At 39.9% G+C, this 15,144-nt stretch carries 15 protein-coding genes and 2 pseudogenes; 12 read left to right on the top strand and 5 right to left on the bottom strand.

Annotated elements, in window-relative coordinates; genetic code table 11:
- The 8 genes and pseudogenes from ACYUCW_RS16980 to ACYUCW_RS16945 form a co-directional block, all read left to right on the top strand.
- Positions 1 to 917 (top strand): RHS repeat-associated core domain-containing protein (locus ACYUCW_RS16980; RefSeq protein WP_460409107.1); only part of this gene is annotated, 917 nt, incomplete at its 5' end.
- Positions 918 to 929: 12 nt separating this feature from the next.
- A complete protein-coding gene (locus ACYUCW_RS16975; RefSeq protein ID WP_104836407.1) occupies positions 930 to 1,403 on the top strand; it encodes a hypothetical protein in 474 nt (157 codons plus the stop codon).
- Between the two features lie 349 nt (positions 1,404 to 1,752).
- Positions 1,753 to 2,453: pseudogene (locus ACYUCW_RS16970) on the top strand (RHS repeat domain-containing protein); the annotation flags it as partial.
- 42 nt (positions 2,454 to 2,495) lie between these two features.
- Positions 2,496 to 2,822, top strand: a complete 327-nt coding sequence (locus tag ACYUCW_RS16965) for an HNH/endonuclease VII fold putative polymorphic toxin (RefSeq protein ID WP_460409108.1) — start codon at positions 2,496 to 2,498, stop codon at positions 2,820 to 2,822.
- Entirely contained in the window at positions 2,815 to 3,249 is a 435-nt protein-coding gene (locus tag ACYUCW_RS16960) for a hypothetical protein (protein ID WP_163748753.1), read from the top strand. The genes ACYUCW_RS16965 and ACYUCW_RS16960 overlap by 8 nt, the downstream gene beginning before the upstream one ends.
- Before the next feature lie 458 nt (positions 3,250 to 3,707).
- A complete protein-coding gene (locus tag ACYUCW_RS16955; protein ID WP_460409104.1) occupies positions 3,708 to 4,025 on the top strand; it encodes a hypothetical protein in 318 nt (105 codons plus the stop codon).
- 434 nt (positions 4,026 to 4,459) lie between these two features.
- Positions 4,460 to 4,645 carry a hypothetical protein gene (locus tag ACYUCW_RS16950; protein ID WP_036970595.1) on the top strand — a complete coding sequence of 62 codons (186 nt, stop codon included), beginning with the start codon at positions 4,460 to 4,462 and terminating at the stop codon, positions 4,643 to 4,645.
- 166 nt (positions 4,646 to 4,811) lie between these two features.
- On the top strand, positions 4,812 to 5,021 hold the full coding sequence (locus ACYUCW_RS16945; protein ID WP_228077854.1) for a hypothetical protein: 210 nt from the start codon (positions 4,812 to 4,814) through the stop codon (positions 5,019 to 5,021).
- Positions 5,022 to 5,481: 460 nt separating this feature from the next.
- On the opposite strand, the gene znuB is transcribed toward ACYUCW_RS16945, so the two are convergent.
- Entirely contained in the window at positions 5,482 to 6,267 is a 786-nt protein-coding gene (znuB, locus tag ACYUCW_RS16940) for a zinc ABC transporter permease subunit ZnuB (protein ID WP_460409102.1), read from the bottom strand.
- The gene (gene znuC / locus ACYUCW_RS16935) at positions 6,260 to 6,985 is read right to left on the bottom strand and encodes a zinc ABC transporter ATP-binding protein ZnuC (RefSeq protein ID WP_004242756.1); all 726 of its coding nucleotides are present in this window, start codon (positions 6,983 to 6,985) and stop codon (positions 6,260 to 6,262) included. Before znuC ends, znuB begins: the two co-directional genes overlap by 8 nt.
- A 74-nt stretch (positions 6,986 to 7,059) precedes the next feature.
- Here znuC and znuA point away from each other — a divergent pair, with 74 nt between their 5' ends.
- The 3 genes from znuA to lpxM all read left to right on the top strand — a co-directional run bounded on the left by znuA (position 7,060) and on the right by lpxM (position 10,426).
- Complete coding sequence (gene znuA / locus ACYUCW_RS16930) at positions 7,060 to 8,004, top strand: zinc ABC transporter substrate-binding protein ZnuA (protein ID WP_049256071.1); 945 nt, start codon at positions 7,060 to 7,062, stop codon at positions 8,002 to 8,004.
- A gap of 12 nt (positions 8,005 to 8,016) precedes the next feature.
- A complete protein-coding gene (gene mepM, locus ACYUCW_RS16925; RefSeq protein WP_004242759.1) occupies positions 8,017 to 9,345 on the top strand; it encodes a murein DD-endopeptidase MepM in 1,329 nt (442 codons plus the stop codon).
- A 106-nt stretch (positions 9,346 to 9,451) separates the two neighbouring features.
- On the top strand, positions 9,452 to 10,426 hold the full coding sequence (gene lpxM, locus ACYUCW_RS16920; protein ID WP_004242762.1) for a lauroyl-Kdo(2)-lipid IV(A) myristoyltransferase: 975 nt from the start codon (positions 9,452 to 9,454) through the stop codon (positions 10,424 to 10,426).
- An 89-nt stretch (positions 10,427 to 10,515) separates the two neighbouring features.
- Here lpxM and pyk read toward each other — a convergent pair whose 3' ends face one another.
- The gene (gene pyk, locus ACYUCW_RS16915; RefSeq protein ID WP_004242765.1) at positions 10,516 to 11,958 is read right to left on the bottom strand and encodes a pyruvate kinase; all 1,443 of its coding nucleotides are present in this window, start codon (positions 11,956 to 11,958) and stop codon (positions 10,516 to 10,518) included.
- 230 nt (positions 11,959 to 12,188) lie between these two features.
- Complete coding sequence (locus tag ACYUCW_RS16910; protein WP_004242767.1) at positions 12,189 to 13,031, bottom strand: MurR/RpiR family transcriptional regulator; 843 nt, start codon at positions 13,029 to 13,031, stop codon at positions 12,189 to 12,191.
- Positions 13,032 to 13,386: 355 nt separating this feature from the next.
- Between ACYUCW_RS16910 and zwf the strand changes: the two genes are divergently transcribed.
- The gene (gene zwf / locus ACYUCW_RS16905) at positions 13,387 to 14,862 is read left to right on the top strand and encodes a glucose-6-phosphate dehydrogenase (protein WP_004242768.1); all 1,476 of its coding nucleotides are present in this window, start codon (positions 13,387 to 13,389) and stop codon (positions 14,860 to 14,862) included.
- A 161-nt stretch (positions 14,863 to 15,023) separates the two neighbouring features.
- Here the strand turns inward: zwf and ACYUCW_RS16900 are convergent.
- Positions 15,024 to 15,144 (bottom strand): annotated as a pseudogene (locus tag ACYUCW_RS16900) (transposase); the annotation flags it as partial.

The following is a 15,144-nucleotide window of genomic DNA, read 5'->3' as shown; positions in this document are numbered from 1 at the left end:
AGATTAAGCCTAAAATCACCACGTGGCGCTATTTATGGTCGGGAGACCAACTGATAGAAGAAACGCCGATATATGCCGATGGCACTCTTGCGGAGTCTCAGCAAATCCAATGGCTGTATCAACCCGGAGAGATAACGCCCACCGCGCGTTATCAACAGGGAAAACTGCACTATGTGGTCACCGACCACCAAGGAACCCCGCGAGAGATATTCAGTGAAGGCGGGCAAGTCAGTTGGGCAGGACGGTTGAATACGTGGGGCCAAATGCAGTTTTGGCGTTACCGAGAGGGCAAAGCGGAGAATGACCCTAATTATACCGAATGTCCTTTTCGCTTTGCGGGGCAATATGAAGATGAAGAAAGTGGCTTGTATTATAATCGCTTTCGCTATTATGATAGGGAAACAGGGCAGTATCTTTCCCCAGACCCCATAGGGTTATTGGGTGGGCTGAATCCGTATGGATATGTGCATTGTCCGACGGGGTGGGTTGATCCGTTTGGGTTGGCGGGTGGGCCAGGCAACAAAGGAGATGCAGGTGTAGGCACACAAACCAATACGCCAAAAGATAGTGTATATATTCCTCGTGATGCAAACGGCAAACCAGTAGCATTGGATAAACAAATAGTTAATGGTCAAGATATTCCTTTACCTCATCCTGGGGCGGAGGGACGGGCACATACTGTATTGGGTGGAAAAGTTAGTGGTAAAACGGGAGAAGTTTACAGGCAATCAGCTACTTTCCCTGAGGCAACCTGGCCTCCAGCAAAAGGAAAACCAGTTCCTTTAAGTGAAGTTCATTGGACAAGCCATGGTCGCCCTGATCATACAAATCCACACCAACATCCATTCCATTATGAAGGGCAATATGGATGGAAAAGGGCAGATAGGGTTCCTTTCGATCCAAATGGGGGTAAATAAGAAGGAATAATTATGGATATATTATTTGAGCTTTTTCTTCCAAAAGATATAAACCTTGAATCGTTTGACTTGAATGAAATTTTTGTTGAATGGGCAGGTGAAAAATATTCACAAGATCCTAAACAATATCAATGGAAGGATTTTGTTATCTTTGAGGAATATAAAGATACAGATAGTTACAACAAGTTAATAGGAAATGAAATTATATTAGAAAACTATAACTCTTATACCTTAAAAGGAAATTCGATAAACTTATTGCAAGAGTTTATAAATGAAGGTAAGTCAATAGAAAATAATGAATTATACCTGTTTTTTAAAGAGGTTCTCAGTAAGATAAATAACTGGGTCGTGCTAACCTTAATAGATTATGATCAATTTGACAAAATATATAAAATAAGTGGTGTTGATGATGCTTTGTCTCTTCTAGAGAAGAGTTGCCATTCAGAAAATCCTGAAGGTATAGCATTGATAAAAAACACTATTTAATATTAGTTTGTTTTTAACATTGTAATAAAGCCGGAAAGATCCCCGCGATCTTCCGGCTTTCATTTTTAAGAGTGGCTCACTCCCTACCTTTAGAGGTTTTTATAATAGCCAATCAATTCCCTCATCCACAGTTTAATCTCACTGAGCTGATCTTGCTGGCGCTTGCTGTTGCTGATTTTGCTGCTTAATCGCTCGAATGTCTTCGCTGCCCAGTATCAACACCAAACACCCGTTTAAAATTTTGACGGTAAAGGTGAAACTTGTCTCAAAACCTACATCTTTTAACCACAGCCTCTAAGGTGTATCGCGGCGGTGGTACAGTTTTGTTATCGCTCCTCCACATAATTAAAAAATTGTCCATACACGCGGTTTTCGTCCCAGAGAATGGCGCTATTTATGGAACACACAAAACCAGCTGACCGCATGCTTTACACCGAAAGGGGGGTGTTGGCACTATACTTATGATGCTTTTGGTCGACGTTTGAGTAAAACCAAAACCGTTGACAGTGACTTAGCCCATATAGACCCATTATTTCCGCAGATTAAGCCTAAAATCACCACGTGGCGCTATTTATGGTCGGGAGACCAACTGATAGAAGAAACGCCGATATATGCCGATGGCACTCTTGCTAATGCGCAACAAGTTCAATGGCTGTATCAACCCGGAGAGATAACGCCCACCGCGCGTTATCAACAGGGAAAACTGCACTATGTGGTCACCGATCACCAAGGAACCCCGCGAGAGATATTCAGTGAAGGCGGGCAAGCCAGTTGGGCAGGACGGCTGAATACATGGGGCCAAATGCAGTTTTGGCGTTACCGAGAAGGCAAGGCGGAGAATGATCCTAATTACACCGAATGTCCTTTTCGTTTTGCGGGGCAATATGAAGATGAAGAAAGTGGCTTTATAATCGCTTTCGTTATTATGATAAGGAGACAGGGCAGTATCTTTCTCCAGACCCAATAGGGCTATTGGGTGGTTTTAATCCATATGGGTATGTGCATTGTCCGACGGGGTGGGGTGATCCGTTTGGGTTGGAGTGTTGTCCGCCAACTCTGAATCGAACTCAAGCCTTAAACAAAGCTAAGGATTTGGCTGGAATACCTCGCTCACAACAACCAGTTCGACAATGGACAGTTGGAAATGACCCTAAGAGAAGAGGGCAAACAAATTATCAATATTCAGAAGATTTTGGTTCACATGGGCGTTATTACGAATATAGAGATGCTAATGGTTATAAAAAAGTTGTGTTAGAACATACACATGATCCAAGAGCACCATATCCACATGCACATGCACATGCACATGCAGGACAAGCTAAGACAGGTGCTGACCCAAGAACATATGACTTTAAGCAAGATAGATATTTGAAAATAGATGACCCTAAAACTAAGGATCACCACATTTATTATGAATAATAAGCTTCAAGAAAAGCTACTATTACTTAGGGCAAAAAAGTATATTAATAGAATCCGAGGAATTAAGAATATAGCCGTAAACCTAGATGATTATACTCAATTTCAATGGCATAGAGATATTTATAATAAAATATTAAGGAGAAGTGAGTTACCTGGATATAAGATTGCTCTTCCAGCTAGCCAACAGGACATTTATTTATACTTGCAACCAAAAATAAATATAGATAAAAGTAGTTGTTATTATATGTTTTTTGAAGGAAAAGTAATTATATCCTTTTATTTTGCTGATTTTTATGATTTTTTTCTTAGTCATAAGTTATTAAATAATACATTTGATATGAATATTCTATCACTTAATCCAGATCGAGTAATTGATATCAGTGAAGATGAATATGACTTAAATATATATGATATATTTAGATCTTAATATGAAAAGCCAGAAGGTCTTCCAACATTCTGGCGTCTTCGTTGTTAAGAGTTCTTTAGTCGCTGACGTACTCCGCATCAGCTCGCGCATCGTGTGTTTAATTGCACTGAGTTGCGCTTGCTGTTGTTGGTTTTGCTGCTTAATTGCTCGAATGTCTTCGCTGTCCGGTAACAACACCAAACATCTGTTTAAGATTTCACCGTAAAGGTGAAAACTGTTTCAAAACCGGCGCCTTTTAACCACGGTCTCTAAGGTGTATCGCGGGCGGTGATACAGTTTTGTTATCGCTCCTCCACATAATTAAAAAATTGTCCATACACGTGGTCTTCGTCCCAGAAAATGGCGCTATTTATGGGGAGTGGACAGTACTCTTGCGGTGTAAAATAGTCACTGATGCTAACTCAAATAGAGTAGTAACTGCTTTTCCAATTTAGAACAAATAATATAAGGGAGATAATATGAGATTAGTATATTTCGTTTATCAAGATAAAAATGCTTATGAACGACAAAGTGATGGTATTGAGTTCTGCAAAATTCCTGAGTTTCATAATGATAAAATTTATTTTTATTGTGATGAATATTCCATGTTTTGGGATTCTATTGATAAAGTTGGAAATCCTAATGATTGTTGTAATTTCTCATTAAAGAGTAGTATTGTCCCAGCTACATTACTAGAAATATCTAACAACGACCTGATATCTTATATTGATACAGTAAAAGAATACGTTATAGAAAATAACAAATTAAGTAAATTAACATATATTCATATAAAATAATTACATCATAAGTGTCTATGATCAAAATTATGTTTTTACCTACTTTTGATGTGACATTTACACCGAAAGTAGGCAATTAATTATCTCTTATTCGATAAGCAACGCCTGCAATTGTAGCTTAATATCGCTTAACTGCGCTTGCTGCTGTTGGTTCTGTTGCTTCATAGTTCGAATGTCTTCACTGTCCGGTATCAATACCAAACACTCATTTAAAATATTCACCGTAAAAGTGAAATCCGTCTCAAACCTTGTATCCTGAACCACTGCCCTTTGAGGTGTATCGCCGGCGATGGTACAGTTTTGTTACCGTCCCGCCATGTAATAGAGACATATAATAGAGAATGGCTGTATTTATGGAATACACAAAATCATCTAACTGCGTGTCTTGTAGATAGGGGTTTTCCTGATGAAATTAGAAAATTACTGGGGATAGAATGAATATATATGACGGTACAGTATCAAACTCGTTACTTAAGAAGTTTCCATCGGGTTATCCTGCAAATGTACTATTGACTAATTTTGTGGCGAATTTTGTTGATTTAGAAGGCGTTCTTGCCTGTGCTGGTTTATTTTGCCCAACATTTATTGAAATAGATAATGTACTAATGAATATCTTTTAGATATAGACTGGAGACCTTCGTTCAAAATTGATGGTCAATTTAAGTTGGCGCTAATTAAAGGTTTTAACTTGTAAAATTCTGTTTATTTAGGTTCAACAATTAATTTATTCGAATTAAAGAAGAAACTCAACTAGCAATGCGCAAATTATAGGATCTCTTGATTAATATGGAACAATTACTAACCAAAACCGAAATGCCAGAATGGTTTTCTTACCCACGTGAATTTCTCAGAATAGTTGAGCAAAATTTACTTAATTTTGATCCTTGGATTATTTTGGAAGGAGAGCGGCTCAGGGTTCGTTTTGGTGGTTTAAAAAAAGATACCCAAATAGAAATATTATTCCTTTTGCCCATCGGGAAGATAATGATGATGTAGCGTGTTGGGATAAAAATAGCCGTCATCAGGTTATTATTATTCACGATTTTGCAAGTGAAGGTTATGAATATGTCGGTAAGTTTGATTCATTTTGGGATTGGCTCAGAACGGCCTTAGAAGCAACTATCGAATACAATGAGTAAATATTAATGTATCAACAAAGCCGGAAGACTGAAGTGGCAAGTTACCGTTGATGGGAGAACCTAGAACATATTTCAAAGCAACTGGTGGGCATATTATAGTCTTCGATCCAGATGGGTGCCGCATAGCGGATATAAGTAAAGAAAGAATAAAAATAGTTGAATGAAACCGTTCACCCAAAGGACAATATTTTATCCCAACTGGTAGTGATACAAAGTTTGCGAGTAAAGAAATACCCGATGTAATTAAAAAATTATAATAGCCCTTGCTATAAATTAGCAAAGGCTATTTTTTTGTTTATAAGATAAACGCTAAACAACTACTGCTTTGCTGGTACAAGCAAGCTCAATACAAATAAACTACTGGCGGCTAATACCACCGATGGGCCTGCTGGGGTGTCATAGAATGCAGAGAAAGTTAATCCCCCAGTGATAGCAAACATACCTACAGTGACGGCAATCACTGCCATCTGTTCTGGTGAACGTGAAAAACGGCGCGCTGTTGCTGCGGGAATAATCAATAGTGACGTAATGATAAGTGCACCAACAAATTTCATTGCCAACCCAATTGTTAATGCGGTGATCATCATCAATTTTAAACGTTCGCGTTGAATATTCACACCATCGACAAAAGCCATATCTTGATTAATAGTCATTGAAAGAAGTGGACGCCATGAACGGATAATGACTAATAAAACAATAACGACACCAATAAAAATACTGATCACATCTTGGTAATTAACGGAGAGTAAATCACCAAAGAGATACGCCATTAAATCAACACGAACATTGGCCATTAAACTGACGACAACAAGCCCTAATGAAAGGGCGCTATGAGTCATGATACCTAACAAGGTATCAACAGAAAGTTGAGGCTTTAGTTCTAACCAAACTAATAAAATAGCTAACAGCAAAGTTACGGCAATAACGGCATAAAAAGGCTCTATATTAAACAGCAGGCCAAAAGCGACCCCCAATAAAGAGGCGTGGGCGAGGGTATCGCCAAAATAGGACATTCTGCGCCAAACAACAAAGGAGCCTAATGGACCTGCGGCCATCGCTAAGAGCATACCGGCGATCCAGCCCGGTAACAGCAACTCAATCATGATGACACTCCTTATTATGTTGGTGATGATGACGATAAATACCCAGTTGTTCAGCACCACGACTACCAAACATAGCTATAAATTCAGGGTGAGAAGAAACCACATCTGGTGTACCTGAGCAGCAGATATGACCATTTAAACAGAGCACTTCATCTGTTTTAGCCATAACCAGATGTAAGTCATGTGACACCATTAAAATTGCGCAGCCTAATTCATTGCGAAGCTGATTAATTAAATCATAGAGGGCTAATTGACCATTTACATCAACCCCTTGAGTGGGTTCATCTAGCACTAACAGTTGTGGTTGATTAAGCAAAGCTCGGGCGAGTAAAACACGTTGCGATTCACCCCCTGATAATTTTTGCATAGGGGCGTTTATTAATTTTGCTGCATTGACTCGTTCTAAAGCAGGTAAAATATCTTTATCTTTAACACCCGGTTTTAAGGTCATAAACCGCTTGACTGTCAATGGCATAGTTGGATCGAGATAGAGTTTTTGAGGTACATAGCCAATACGTAAACTATGTTGACGTTCAATCTTTCCAGAAGAGGGAGCCAACAACCCTAAAACCAAACGAATAATCGTTGACTTACCTGCACCATTAGGGCCAAGTAAGGTAAGAATACGGCCTGCTTTTAGATTAAAAGAGATATCTTTTAGAATAACGCTTTCACCAAAAGAGACACCAACCGATTTTAAACGAATTAAGTCAGACATAAAATTAGCACTTGCAGAATCATTGAAACGTTATAATATAACATTTCCAATGACGTTTCACGAGAATTTTGCCTATGTTACATAAAAACAACAAATTTGCGCATGGTTTTTTAATTAAATCATGTTTAGTGACTGCTATGATAGCCTCATTTAGTTCATCTGTTCAGGCAGATGTTGTTGCTTCAATTAGGCCGATAGGGTTTATTGCGGCAGCAATTGCTGATGGTGTAACGCCAACAGAAGTTTTATTACCTGATGGGGCATCGCCACATGATTATGCATTAAAACCTTCGGATTTACGCAAAATCACCTCAGCAGATTTAATGGTATGGGTTGGGCCGGATATGGAAGTCTTTTTAGATAGACCATTAAATAGACTTAGTAACAAAAATAAGCTGGCTTTAGCGGAAACTGACAAAATAAAGTCGCTTTTATTGAAAGATGATAATGACAATGTGCATAAACATGAGGAAAATCACGAACATCATTCTCATGGTGATTATAATATGCACATCTGGTTATCACCAGAGATTGCGTTGTCGTCTGCAAAACAGATCCACGATAGGTTAGTGATGCTCTATCCAGATAAAAAAGAACTTCTGGACGTAAACCTAAGTAAATTCAGCGAACAACTCAAGCAAACAGATAAAAATCTTGTTAATATTCTGTCGCCTGTTAAAAACAAGGGTTATTTTGTCTTTCATGATGCTTATGGCTACTTCGAAAAACATTATAATTTAAAGCCATTAGGTCATTTTACGATCAACCCTGAAATACAACCAGGTGCACAGAAATTACATCAAATACGAACACAGTTGGTTGAGCAAAAAGCCACATGTATTTTTGCTGAGCCACAATTTAGGCCGACAGTAATTGAGACAGTGGCGAAAGGCACTGGAGTTAAAATGGGGGTATTAGATCCCCTAGGAAGTGGGATTGCATTAACTCAAGATAGTTATGTGAAATTCCTTACCCAATTAGCTAACCAATATGCGAGCTGCCTGAATGAAACACAATAAGGAATTAAGAACGTGCAGCAGAAGACGAGATCCATTGCACAGGTATATTTAAATTTACCCTTACCACATAAAATTATGCTTGGTTCGTTAACTGCAGCAACACTGGCTGTCGCAATATGGCGGCCAGTTGTGCTTCACACCGAACAAAGCAGAGAAGTTCCTATCAGTATTCAGACTCCCCTAACAACTCAAGGGGAAAACACCGACGATATTATCACCGACAGTAGTGATCAGCTAACAGATGAAGGACTTGTAGGTGCTGATGATGGTGTCGATACTAGCACCGCAGTGGCACAGGTTCCTCATACTTATATTGTCTCCAGTGGAGATTCATTAAGTTCGATATTAACGCAATTTGGTATCGACTCAGCTGATATTGCAACGCTCTCCAATCAAAATAAAGATCTCAGAAACCTTAAAATAGGCCAACCAATAAGTTGGAAACTTGATGATGATGGTTTATTGCAAGAGTTAAGTTGGGGCGTTTCTCGCCGAGAAACTCGTGTTTATACGCGTACGGAAACAGGTTTTACTGAAGCGAAAGAGTTCCAAAAAGGCGAATGGAAAAATAGTGTGACCACAGGGGTTATCCGTGGTAGTTTCTCTGCAAGTGCAACAAATGCTGGCTTAACTAACGCAGAAGCTCGCGCAGTGACTAAAGCTTTGCAATGGCAATTAGACTTTAGAAAATTACAAAGTGGTGATAAATTCTCAGCCCTTTTTTCTCGTGAAGTCTTAGATGGTCGTACCGAACAGAGCGAACTTATTGGTGTGCGGTTACGAAGTGGTGGTAAAGATTACTATGCTTTTCTTGCTGAAGATGGCCGCTACTATGATAGCCAAGCAGGTGGTTTAGAACGTGGTTTTATGCGTTTTCCAACGGTAAAACAGTTTAGAGTCTCTTCTCAATTTAATCCTCGCCGTATCAATCCTGTCACAGGCCGTGTTGCACCGCATAAAGGGGTTGATTTTGCTATGCCTGTTGGTACGCCTGTTTTAGCTACGGGAGATGGTGAAGTCATTGTCTCTAAATACAGTGGTGCAGCAGGTAATTTTATTGCTATCCGTCATGGTAGCCAATATACCACTCGTTATATGCACTTACGCCAACTGTTAGTCAAACCGGGACAACGTGTAAAACGAGGTGATCGCATTGCACTATCCGGAAATACAGGGCGCTCCACAGGGCCACACTTACATTATGAATTATGGATCAACCAACAAGCGGTTAATCCATTAACAGCTAAATTACCCCGTGCAGATGGCCTAACAGGTAAAGAGAAGCGTGAATACTTAGCTAAAGTAAAAGAGATCATGCCTCAATTAACGTTAGATAATTGACATTAAACAAGAAGTTAAAGACATAAAAGCGGATGATTGATATCATCCGTTTTTGTTTTAATGATTTTTACGCCTATTTAGAGGTGTCAGTTCAGCGAGTTATCTGATGAATAAAGAAAAAGATACAGATAGTAAAGCGGGTTATGTACCGACTTTTCACCGCGCCTATTTGCATCCTCGTCATTGGGGAACCTGGTTTGGTGCAGGCGTATTGTGTGCATTAGCGTATATGCCGGTAAAATGGCGTGATCCGCTCCTTGCTTCTATAGGTCGTTTTGTTGGGCGTAAAGCGAAAAGTGCCAGACGTCGTGCAGATATCAATTTAAGATATTGTTTTCCTCACTGGGATAAAGCACAACGAGAAGATGTGCTTGATAAAATGTTTGAAACAGCGCCACAGTCTTTCGTGATGCTTGCAGATCTTTGTTTAAGAGGGGCTAAACACACATTACAGCGTACCTCTTGGGAAGGGATAGAGATTATAGAGCGCTTAAAAGCACAAGGGCGTAATGTTATTTTTATGGTACCGCATGGATGGGCTGTTGATGTACCTGCCATGTTATTGGCTGCTAAAGGGCAAAAAATGGCAGCAATGTTTCACCACCAAAAAGATCCGGTGACTGATTATTTATGGAATAAAGCACGTTACCATTTCGGCGGACGTTTACACTCGCGCGAAGCGGGGATAAAACCTTTTATTTCAACGGTGCGCCAAGGGTTTTGGGGGTATTATTTACCTGACCAAGATCATGGTGCCGAGCATAGTCAATTTGTGGATTTTTTTGGTACTTATAAAGCCACATTACCGGCGATTGGCCGATTAATGAAAGTATGCAGAGCGGCCATTGTGCCACTGTTTCCTGTTTACTGTCATAAAACGCATCAACTAAAGATTATTATCCGTGAGCCGATGGATGATATAGAAGGGCAAGATGATCGTTATATTGCGCGTCGGATGAATGAAGAGCTAGAAGCGTTAGTCTCACCGACACCAGAGCAATATACTTGGATCTTAAAACTATTAAAAACGCGTAAAGAGGGGGAAATAGAACCTTATGCGCGTGAGAATATCCTAGACTAGTCTATTGCTGGTGAACGAATAGGAAGATAAAAAAACGGGCACTATTTAAAGTGCCCGTTTGCCATTTTGCTATAAAAGAATAAGAACGATTATTCTACGGTAAGGATACGACAAGTATTGGTACTTCCGATCGTGCCCATCTGGTCACCTTGCGTGACTAAAACTAAATCACCTGAAACTAAAAAGCCTTTTTCACATAAACGCATAATAGCTTCATTAGCGGCAGCAATACCGTCAGTATGAGTACTGCAATAAACAGGCGTAACACCTCGATAAAGTGCAGTTTGGTTTAATGTTTTCTCATGGCGTGACATAGAGAAAATAGGTAAACCGGTGCTAATTCGTGACATCATACGGGCAGTACGACCGGACTCAGTCATAGCGATAATCGCATTAACGCCTTTCATATGGTTAGCTGCATACATGGTTGACATGGCTATCGCTTCTTCAGCATTATCAAATACCATATCTAAACGGTGTTTTGATACATTGGCTGCAGGCATTTTTTCCGCGCCTAAACAGACTTGTGCCATTGCGGCTACAGTTTCAGCGGGATATTGTCCTGCTGCTGTTTCAGCCGATAACATAACGGCATCTGTACCATCTAATACCGCATTGGCGACGTCCATGACTTCTGCACGAGTTGGCATTGGGTTAGTTATCATCGATTCCATCATTTGAGTGGCTGTGATAACAACACGATTTAGCTGACGAGCACGACGGATGAGTTTTTTCTGTACCCCGACTAATTCAGGATCACCAATTTCTACGCCTAAATCACCACGGGCAACCATGACAACATCAGAAGCGAGAATGATCTCATCGATAATTTCATCATTGGCAACGGCTTCGGCACGTTCAACTTTCGCGACAATTTGGCACTCGCAGCCTGCATCACGTGCTAAGCGACGTGCATAATTAAGATCTTCGCCTGTTCTTGGGAAGGAGACAGCCAGATAATCAACACCAATTTTGGCTGCAGTAATAATATCTTGTTTATCTTTTTCAGTTAATGCTTCAGCAGAAAGACCACCACCGAGTTTATTGATCCCTTTATTATTAGATAATGGGCCACCGACAGTCACTTCAGTGAAAACTTTCAGGCCTTCGACTTTAAGGACTTTTAATTGAACACGTCCATCATCAAGTAGCAAGATATCGCCAGGAACAACATCGGCAGGTAACCCTTTATAGTCAATACCGACTTTAGTTTGGTCGCCTTCGCCTTTTTCTAAATTGGCATCAAGGAGAAATTTGTCTCCCACATTAAGAAATACTTTGCCTTCTTTAAATGTCGAAACACGGATTTTCGGACCCTGCAAATCACCTAAAATAGCAACATGGCGACCAAGTCTAGCTGCTATTTCACGGGTGCGATTAGCACGAGCAAGATGATCTTCTGCAGAGCCATGAGAGAAATTTAATCGAACAACATTTGCACCAGCAGTAATGATTTTTTCTAGGTTATTATCACGATCTGTTGCTGGGCCTAAGGTGGTAACAATTTTTGTTCTTCTGAGCCGTCTGGACATGCATTACTCCGTTGACCTTGAACGAAAGGTATTGGCTATTGGATAAAACGGAGGTAAGTAACATTCTATCCAATATGTTAAGTGAAACGCTTCAAGCTAATTGTAACATACTTAGGTGTTTTCATCATATGTGAGAGTTAGCTCGCAGTTATGCTACCATTTTTCAAAAAGTTATCTAGTCAAGGGCACACTGCTAAATGTGACTATACTAACAAATTCATTTAAAACGGTTACTTATCAAAGCGCGAATCGCGTAATGCTTCTTTGACACGCTTCAAGTTATCTCTAAATTTTGGCCCTCGGCGTAAAATAAACCCTGTAGCCAGAACATCAATAACGGTAAGTTGTGCAAGGCGAGAAATCATCGGCATGTAGATATCGGTATCTTCCGGTACATCAAGTAAGATGGGTAACGTTGCTTCGGCGGCTAATAAAGAGCCAGAAGTGGTAATCGCTATTACTGATGCATCATTTTCACGTGCAATTTTAGCAATTTCGACTAAATTTTTAGTACGACCTGTGTGAGACACAATCACCACAACATCACCGTCGATACTATTTATACAGCTCATTCGTTGCATGATAACATCATCAAAATAGGTCACGGGAATGTTGAAACGTGAGAATTTATTCATGGCATCATGTGCGACGGCGGCAGAAGCACCTAGACCAAAAAACGAGATTTTTCTTGCTTGAGTAAGAATATCGACAGCTCGATTAATAACCGCAATATCGAGATTATTTTTGACAGTCTCTAAACCCGCCATCGCAGATTCAAATATTTTATTGGTATAAGCAGAGACAGAATCGGAGTCATCAATGTTACGATTGACATAAGGTGTACCATTGGCAATGCTTTGTGCTAATTGTAACTTAAAATCTGGAAATCCTTTTGTTGCCATGCGTCGACAAAAACGATTTACAGTGGGCTCACTAACATCAGCTGTTTTCGCCATAAGAGCGATACTTGAATGGATCACGGTTTGTGGTGTTGTTAAAACAACCTCAGCCACTTTTTTTTCTGATTTACTCAAGATGTCCAGACTAGACTGAACCCTTTCCAATATATTCATTAAATATACAGATCCTTGGCTTTGCCAATTTCAATAAAAGGAGAAATCTATAACGGTTTTATGAAAATATACTACGCATATAACAGCACTTACATCGCTGACAGCCCCTTAAAAGGGCTTTTTTCATCAAAGTATGACCTGTGTCTAACTTTCAAAGCTGAAAACAATTAACAAAACTGTTGTAAATTTACATAGAAATAGAAAAAACTAGACATAAAAAAACCGTTGGTTAATAAGATGTAAGGGGCGTTAAAGACTAAAACACGCAAGCGTATTTACTGCGTACACCCAAAAGAGTACATTAATACGAAATTATGTAACAAAATTACAAAATCTCATCATGAGGAGACGTACTATGGCAGCGATATCGACTGCTCAGGCCTGTGATCTGGTTATCTTCGGTACTAAAGGGGATCTTGCCCGTCGTAAGTTAATTCCATCACTTTATCAACTGGAAAAGGCAGGATATATTCACCCTGATACACGTATCATCGGTGTTGGTCGTGCTGATTGGGATGTGGCTGCTTATACAAATGTTGCCCATGAAGCATTACAAACTTTTTTAAAAGAAGAGATTAACCCTGAAATTTGGCAACGTTTAAGTGCTCGTCTCGATTTTTGTAATCTTGATGTCAATGAAACTGACCACTTTATTGAATTAGCAAAACATCTAAAACAAGACAAATTACCGGCGATTTACTATTTTGCAATGCCACCAAGTACTTTCAGTGCGATGTGTAAAGGTTTGGGACATGCTAAATTAAATAAAGAGCCAAACCGTGTGGTTATGGAAAAACCACTAGGAACAGATTTAGCGTCTTCAGTTTCTATTAATGATAGTGTGGCGAAATACTTTAAAGAGAGTCAAATTTATCGTATTGACCACTACTTGGGTAAAGAAACCGTTTTAAACTTATTGGCTTTACGTTTTGCTAACTCCTTATTTGTTAATAATTGGGATAACAAAACGATAGATCATGTCCAAATCACGGTAGCAGAAGAAGTTGGTATTGAAGGGCGTTGGGGGTATTTCGATCAAGCGGGTCAAATGCGTGATATGGTGCAAAATCACCTATTACAAATTTTGACGATGATCGCCATGTCACCACCTGCTGATTTAACCGCTGATAGTATCCGCCAAGAAAAAGTGAAAGTGCTGCGCTCATTACGTCGTATTGATATGACTAATGTCCGTGAAAAAACGGTTCGTGGGCAATATACGGCCGGTTTTGTACAAGGTAAAAAAGTACCGGGCTATCTGGATGAAGAGGGTGCCAATAAAGCCAGTAATACAGAGACCTTTGTTGCAATTCGTGCTGATATTGATAACTGGCGTTGGGCGGGTGTACCCTTCTATTTAAGAACCGGTAAGCGTATGCCAAGTAAATGCTCGGAAGTGGTGGTCTATTTTAAAAAACCCGCTCTGAATATTTTCAGTGAAACCTATCAAGAGTTACCACAAAATAAACTCACTATTCGTTTACAGCCTGATGAAGGTATTGATATTGAAGTGCTAAATAAGGCACCAGGTCTTGATCATAAACACCGCTTACAAACCACTAAATTAGACTTAAGTTTCTCCGAAACTTTTAATCAAACTCATTTAGCTGATGCTTATGAGCGGTTATTGCTTGAGGCAATGCGGGGTATTCAAGCGCTATTTGTCCGTCGTGATGAAGTAGAAGAAGCATGGAAATGGGTCGATTCAATTATTAATGCATGGGAATGCGATAATGAATTACCTAAGCCATACCAAGCAGGAACATGGGGGCCGGTTGCATCTGTTGCAATGATCACTCGTGATGGCCGCTCTTGGAATGAAATTGAGTAGGGAATTTCATCGTCAGATATAGTCCCTAACTAATATAAATAACACCGTAAAATAAGAGGTCGAGTTTTGCGGTGTTTTTTTATCCAAAGCACCGTAAAACCCCGTCCTTCAGGTCGGGGATATAAGGCGCGGTTTTTTAACTAACTCGGTGTTTCCTGTTACTCAATGTACTGGCGGATAATGGATATTGCTGCGCCACCACAACTCCCCGCGAAATAACTCGGCGACCAAAGAACCCCCTTGTAGTAATCACGTTGGGCAATATCAGGACGATCACGTCGA

The sequence above is a fragment of the Proteus sp. MB838 genome (assembly GCF_054767435.1).
The sequence above is the reverse complement of the archived record's forward strand: the minus strand, read 5'-3'. Positions and strand labels throughout refer to the sequence as shown.

Bases quoted from the DNA above. Each gene is read 5' to 3' on its own strand.
- pyk (WP_004242765.1), bottom strand. From the start codon at position 11,958: ATGTCCAGACGGCTCAGAAGAACAAAAATTGTTACCACCTTAGGCCCA.
- ACYUCW_RS16975 (WP_104836407.1), top strand. From the start codon at position 930: ATGGATATATTATTTGAGCTTTTTCTTCCAAAAGATATAAACCTTGAA.
- ACYUCW_RS16950 (WP_036970595.1), top strand. From the start codon at position 4,460: ATGAATATATATGACGGTACAGTATCAAACTCGTTACTTAAGAAGTTT.
- zwf (WP_004242768.1), top strand. From the start codon at position 13,387: ATGGCAGCGATATCGACTGCTCAGGCCTGTGATCTGGTTATCTTCGGT.
- znuA (WP_049256071.1), top strand. From the start codon at position 7,060: ATGTTACATAAAAACAACAAATTTGCGCATGGTTTTTTAATTAAATCA.
- ACYUCW_RS16910 (WP_004242767.1), bottom strand. From the start codon at position 13,031: ATGAATATATTGGAAAGGGTTCAGTCTAGTCTGGACATCTTGAGTAAA.
- znuC (WP_004242756.1), bottom strand. From the start codon at position 6,985: ATGTCTGACTTAATTCGTTTAAAATCGGTTGGTGTCTCTTTTGGTGAA.
- ACYUCW_RS16955 (WP_460409104.1), top strand. From the start codon at position 3,708: ATGAGATTAGTATATTTCGTTTATCAAGATAAAAATGCTTATGAACGA.
- znuB (WP_460409102.1), bottom strand. From the start codon at position 6,267: ATGATTGAGTTGCTGTTACCGGGCTGGATCGCCGGTATGCTCTTAGCG.
- lpxM (WP_004242762.1), top strand. From the start codon at position 9,452: ATGAATAAAGAAAAAGATACAGATAGTAAAGCGGGTTATGTACCGACT.
- ACYUCW_RS16960 (WP_163748753.1), top strand. From the start codon at position 2,815: ATGAATAATAAGCTTCAAGAAAAGCTACTATTACTTAGGGCAAAAAAG.
- ACYUCW_RS16945 (WP_228077854.1), top strand. From the start codon at position 4,812: ATGGAACAATTACTAACCAAAACCGAAATGCCAGAATGGTTTTCTTAC.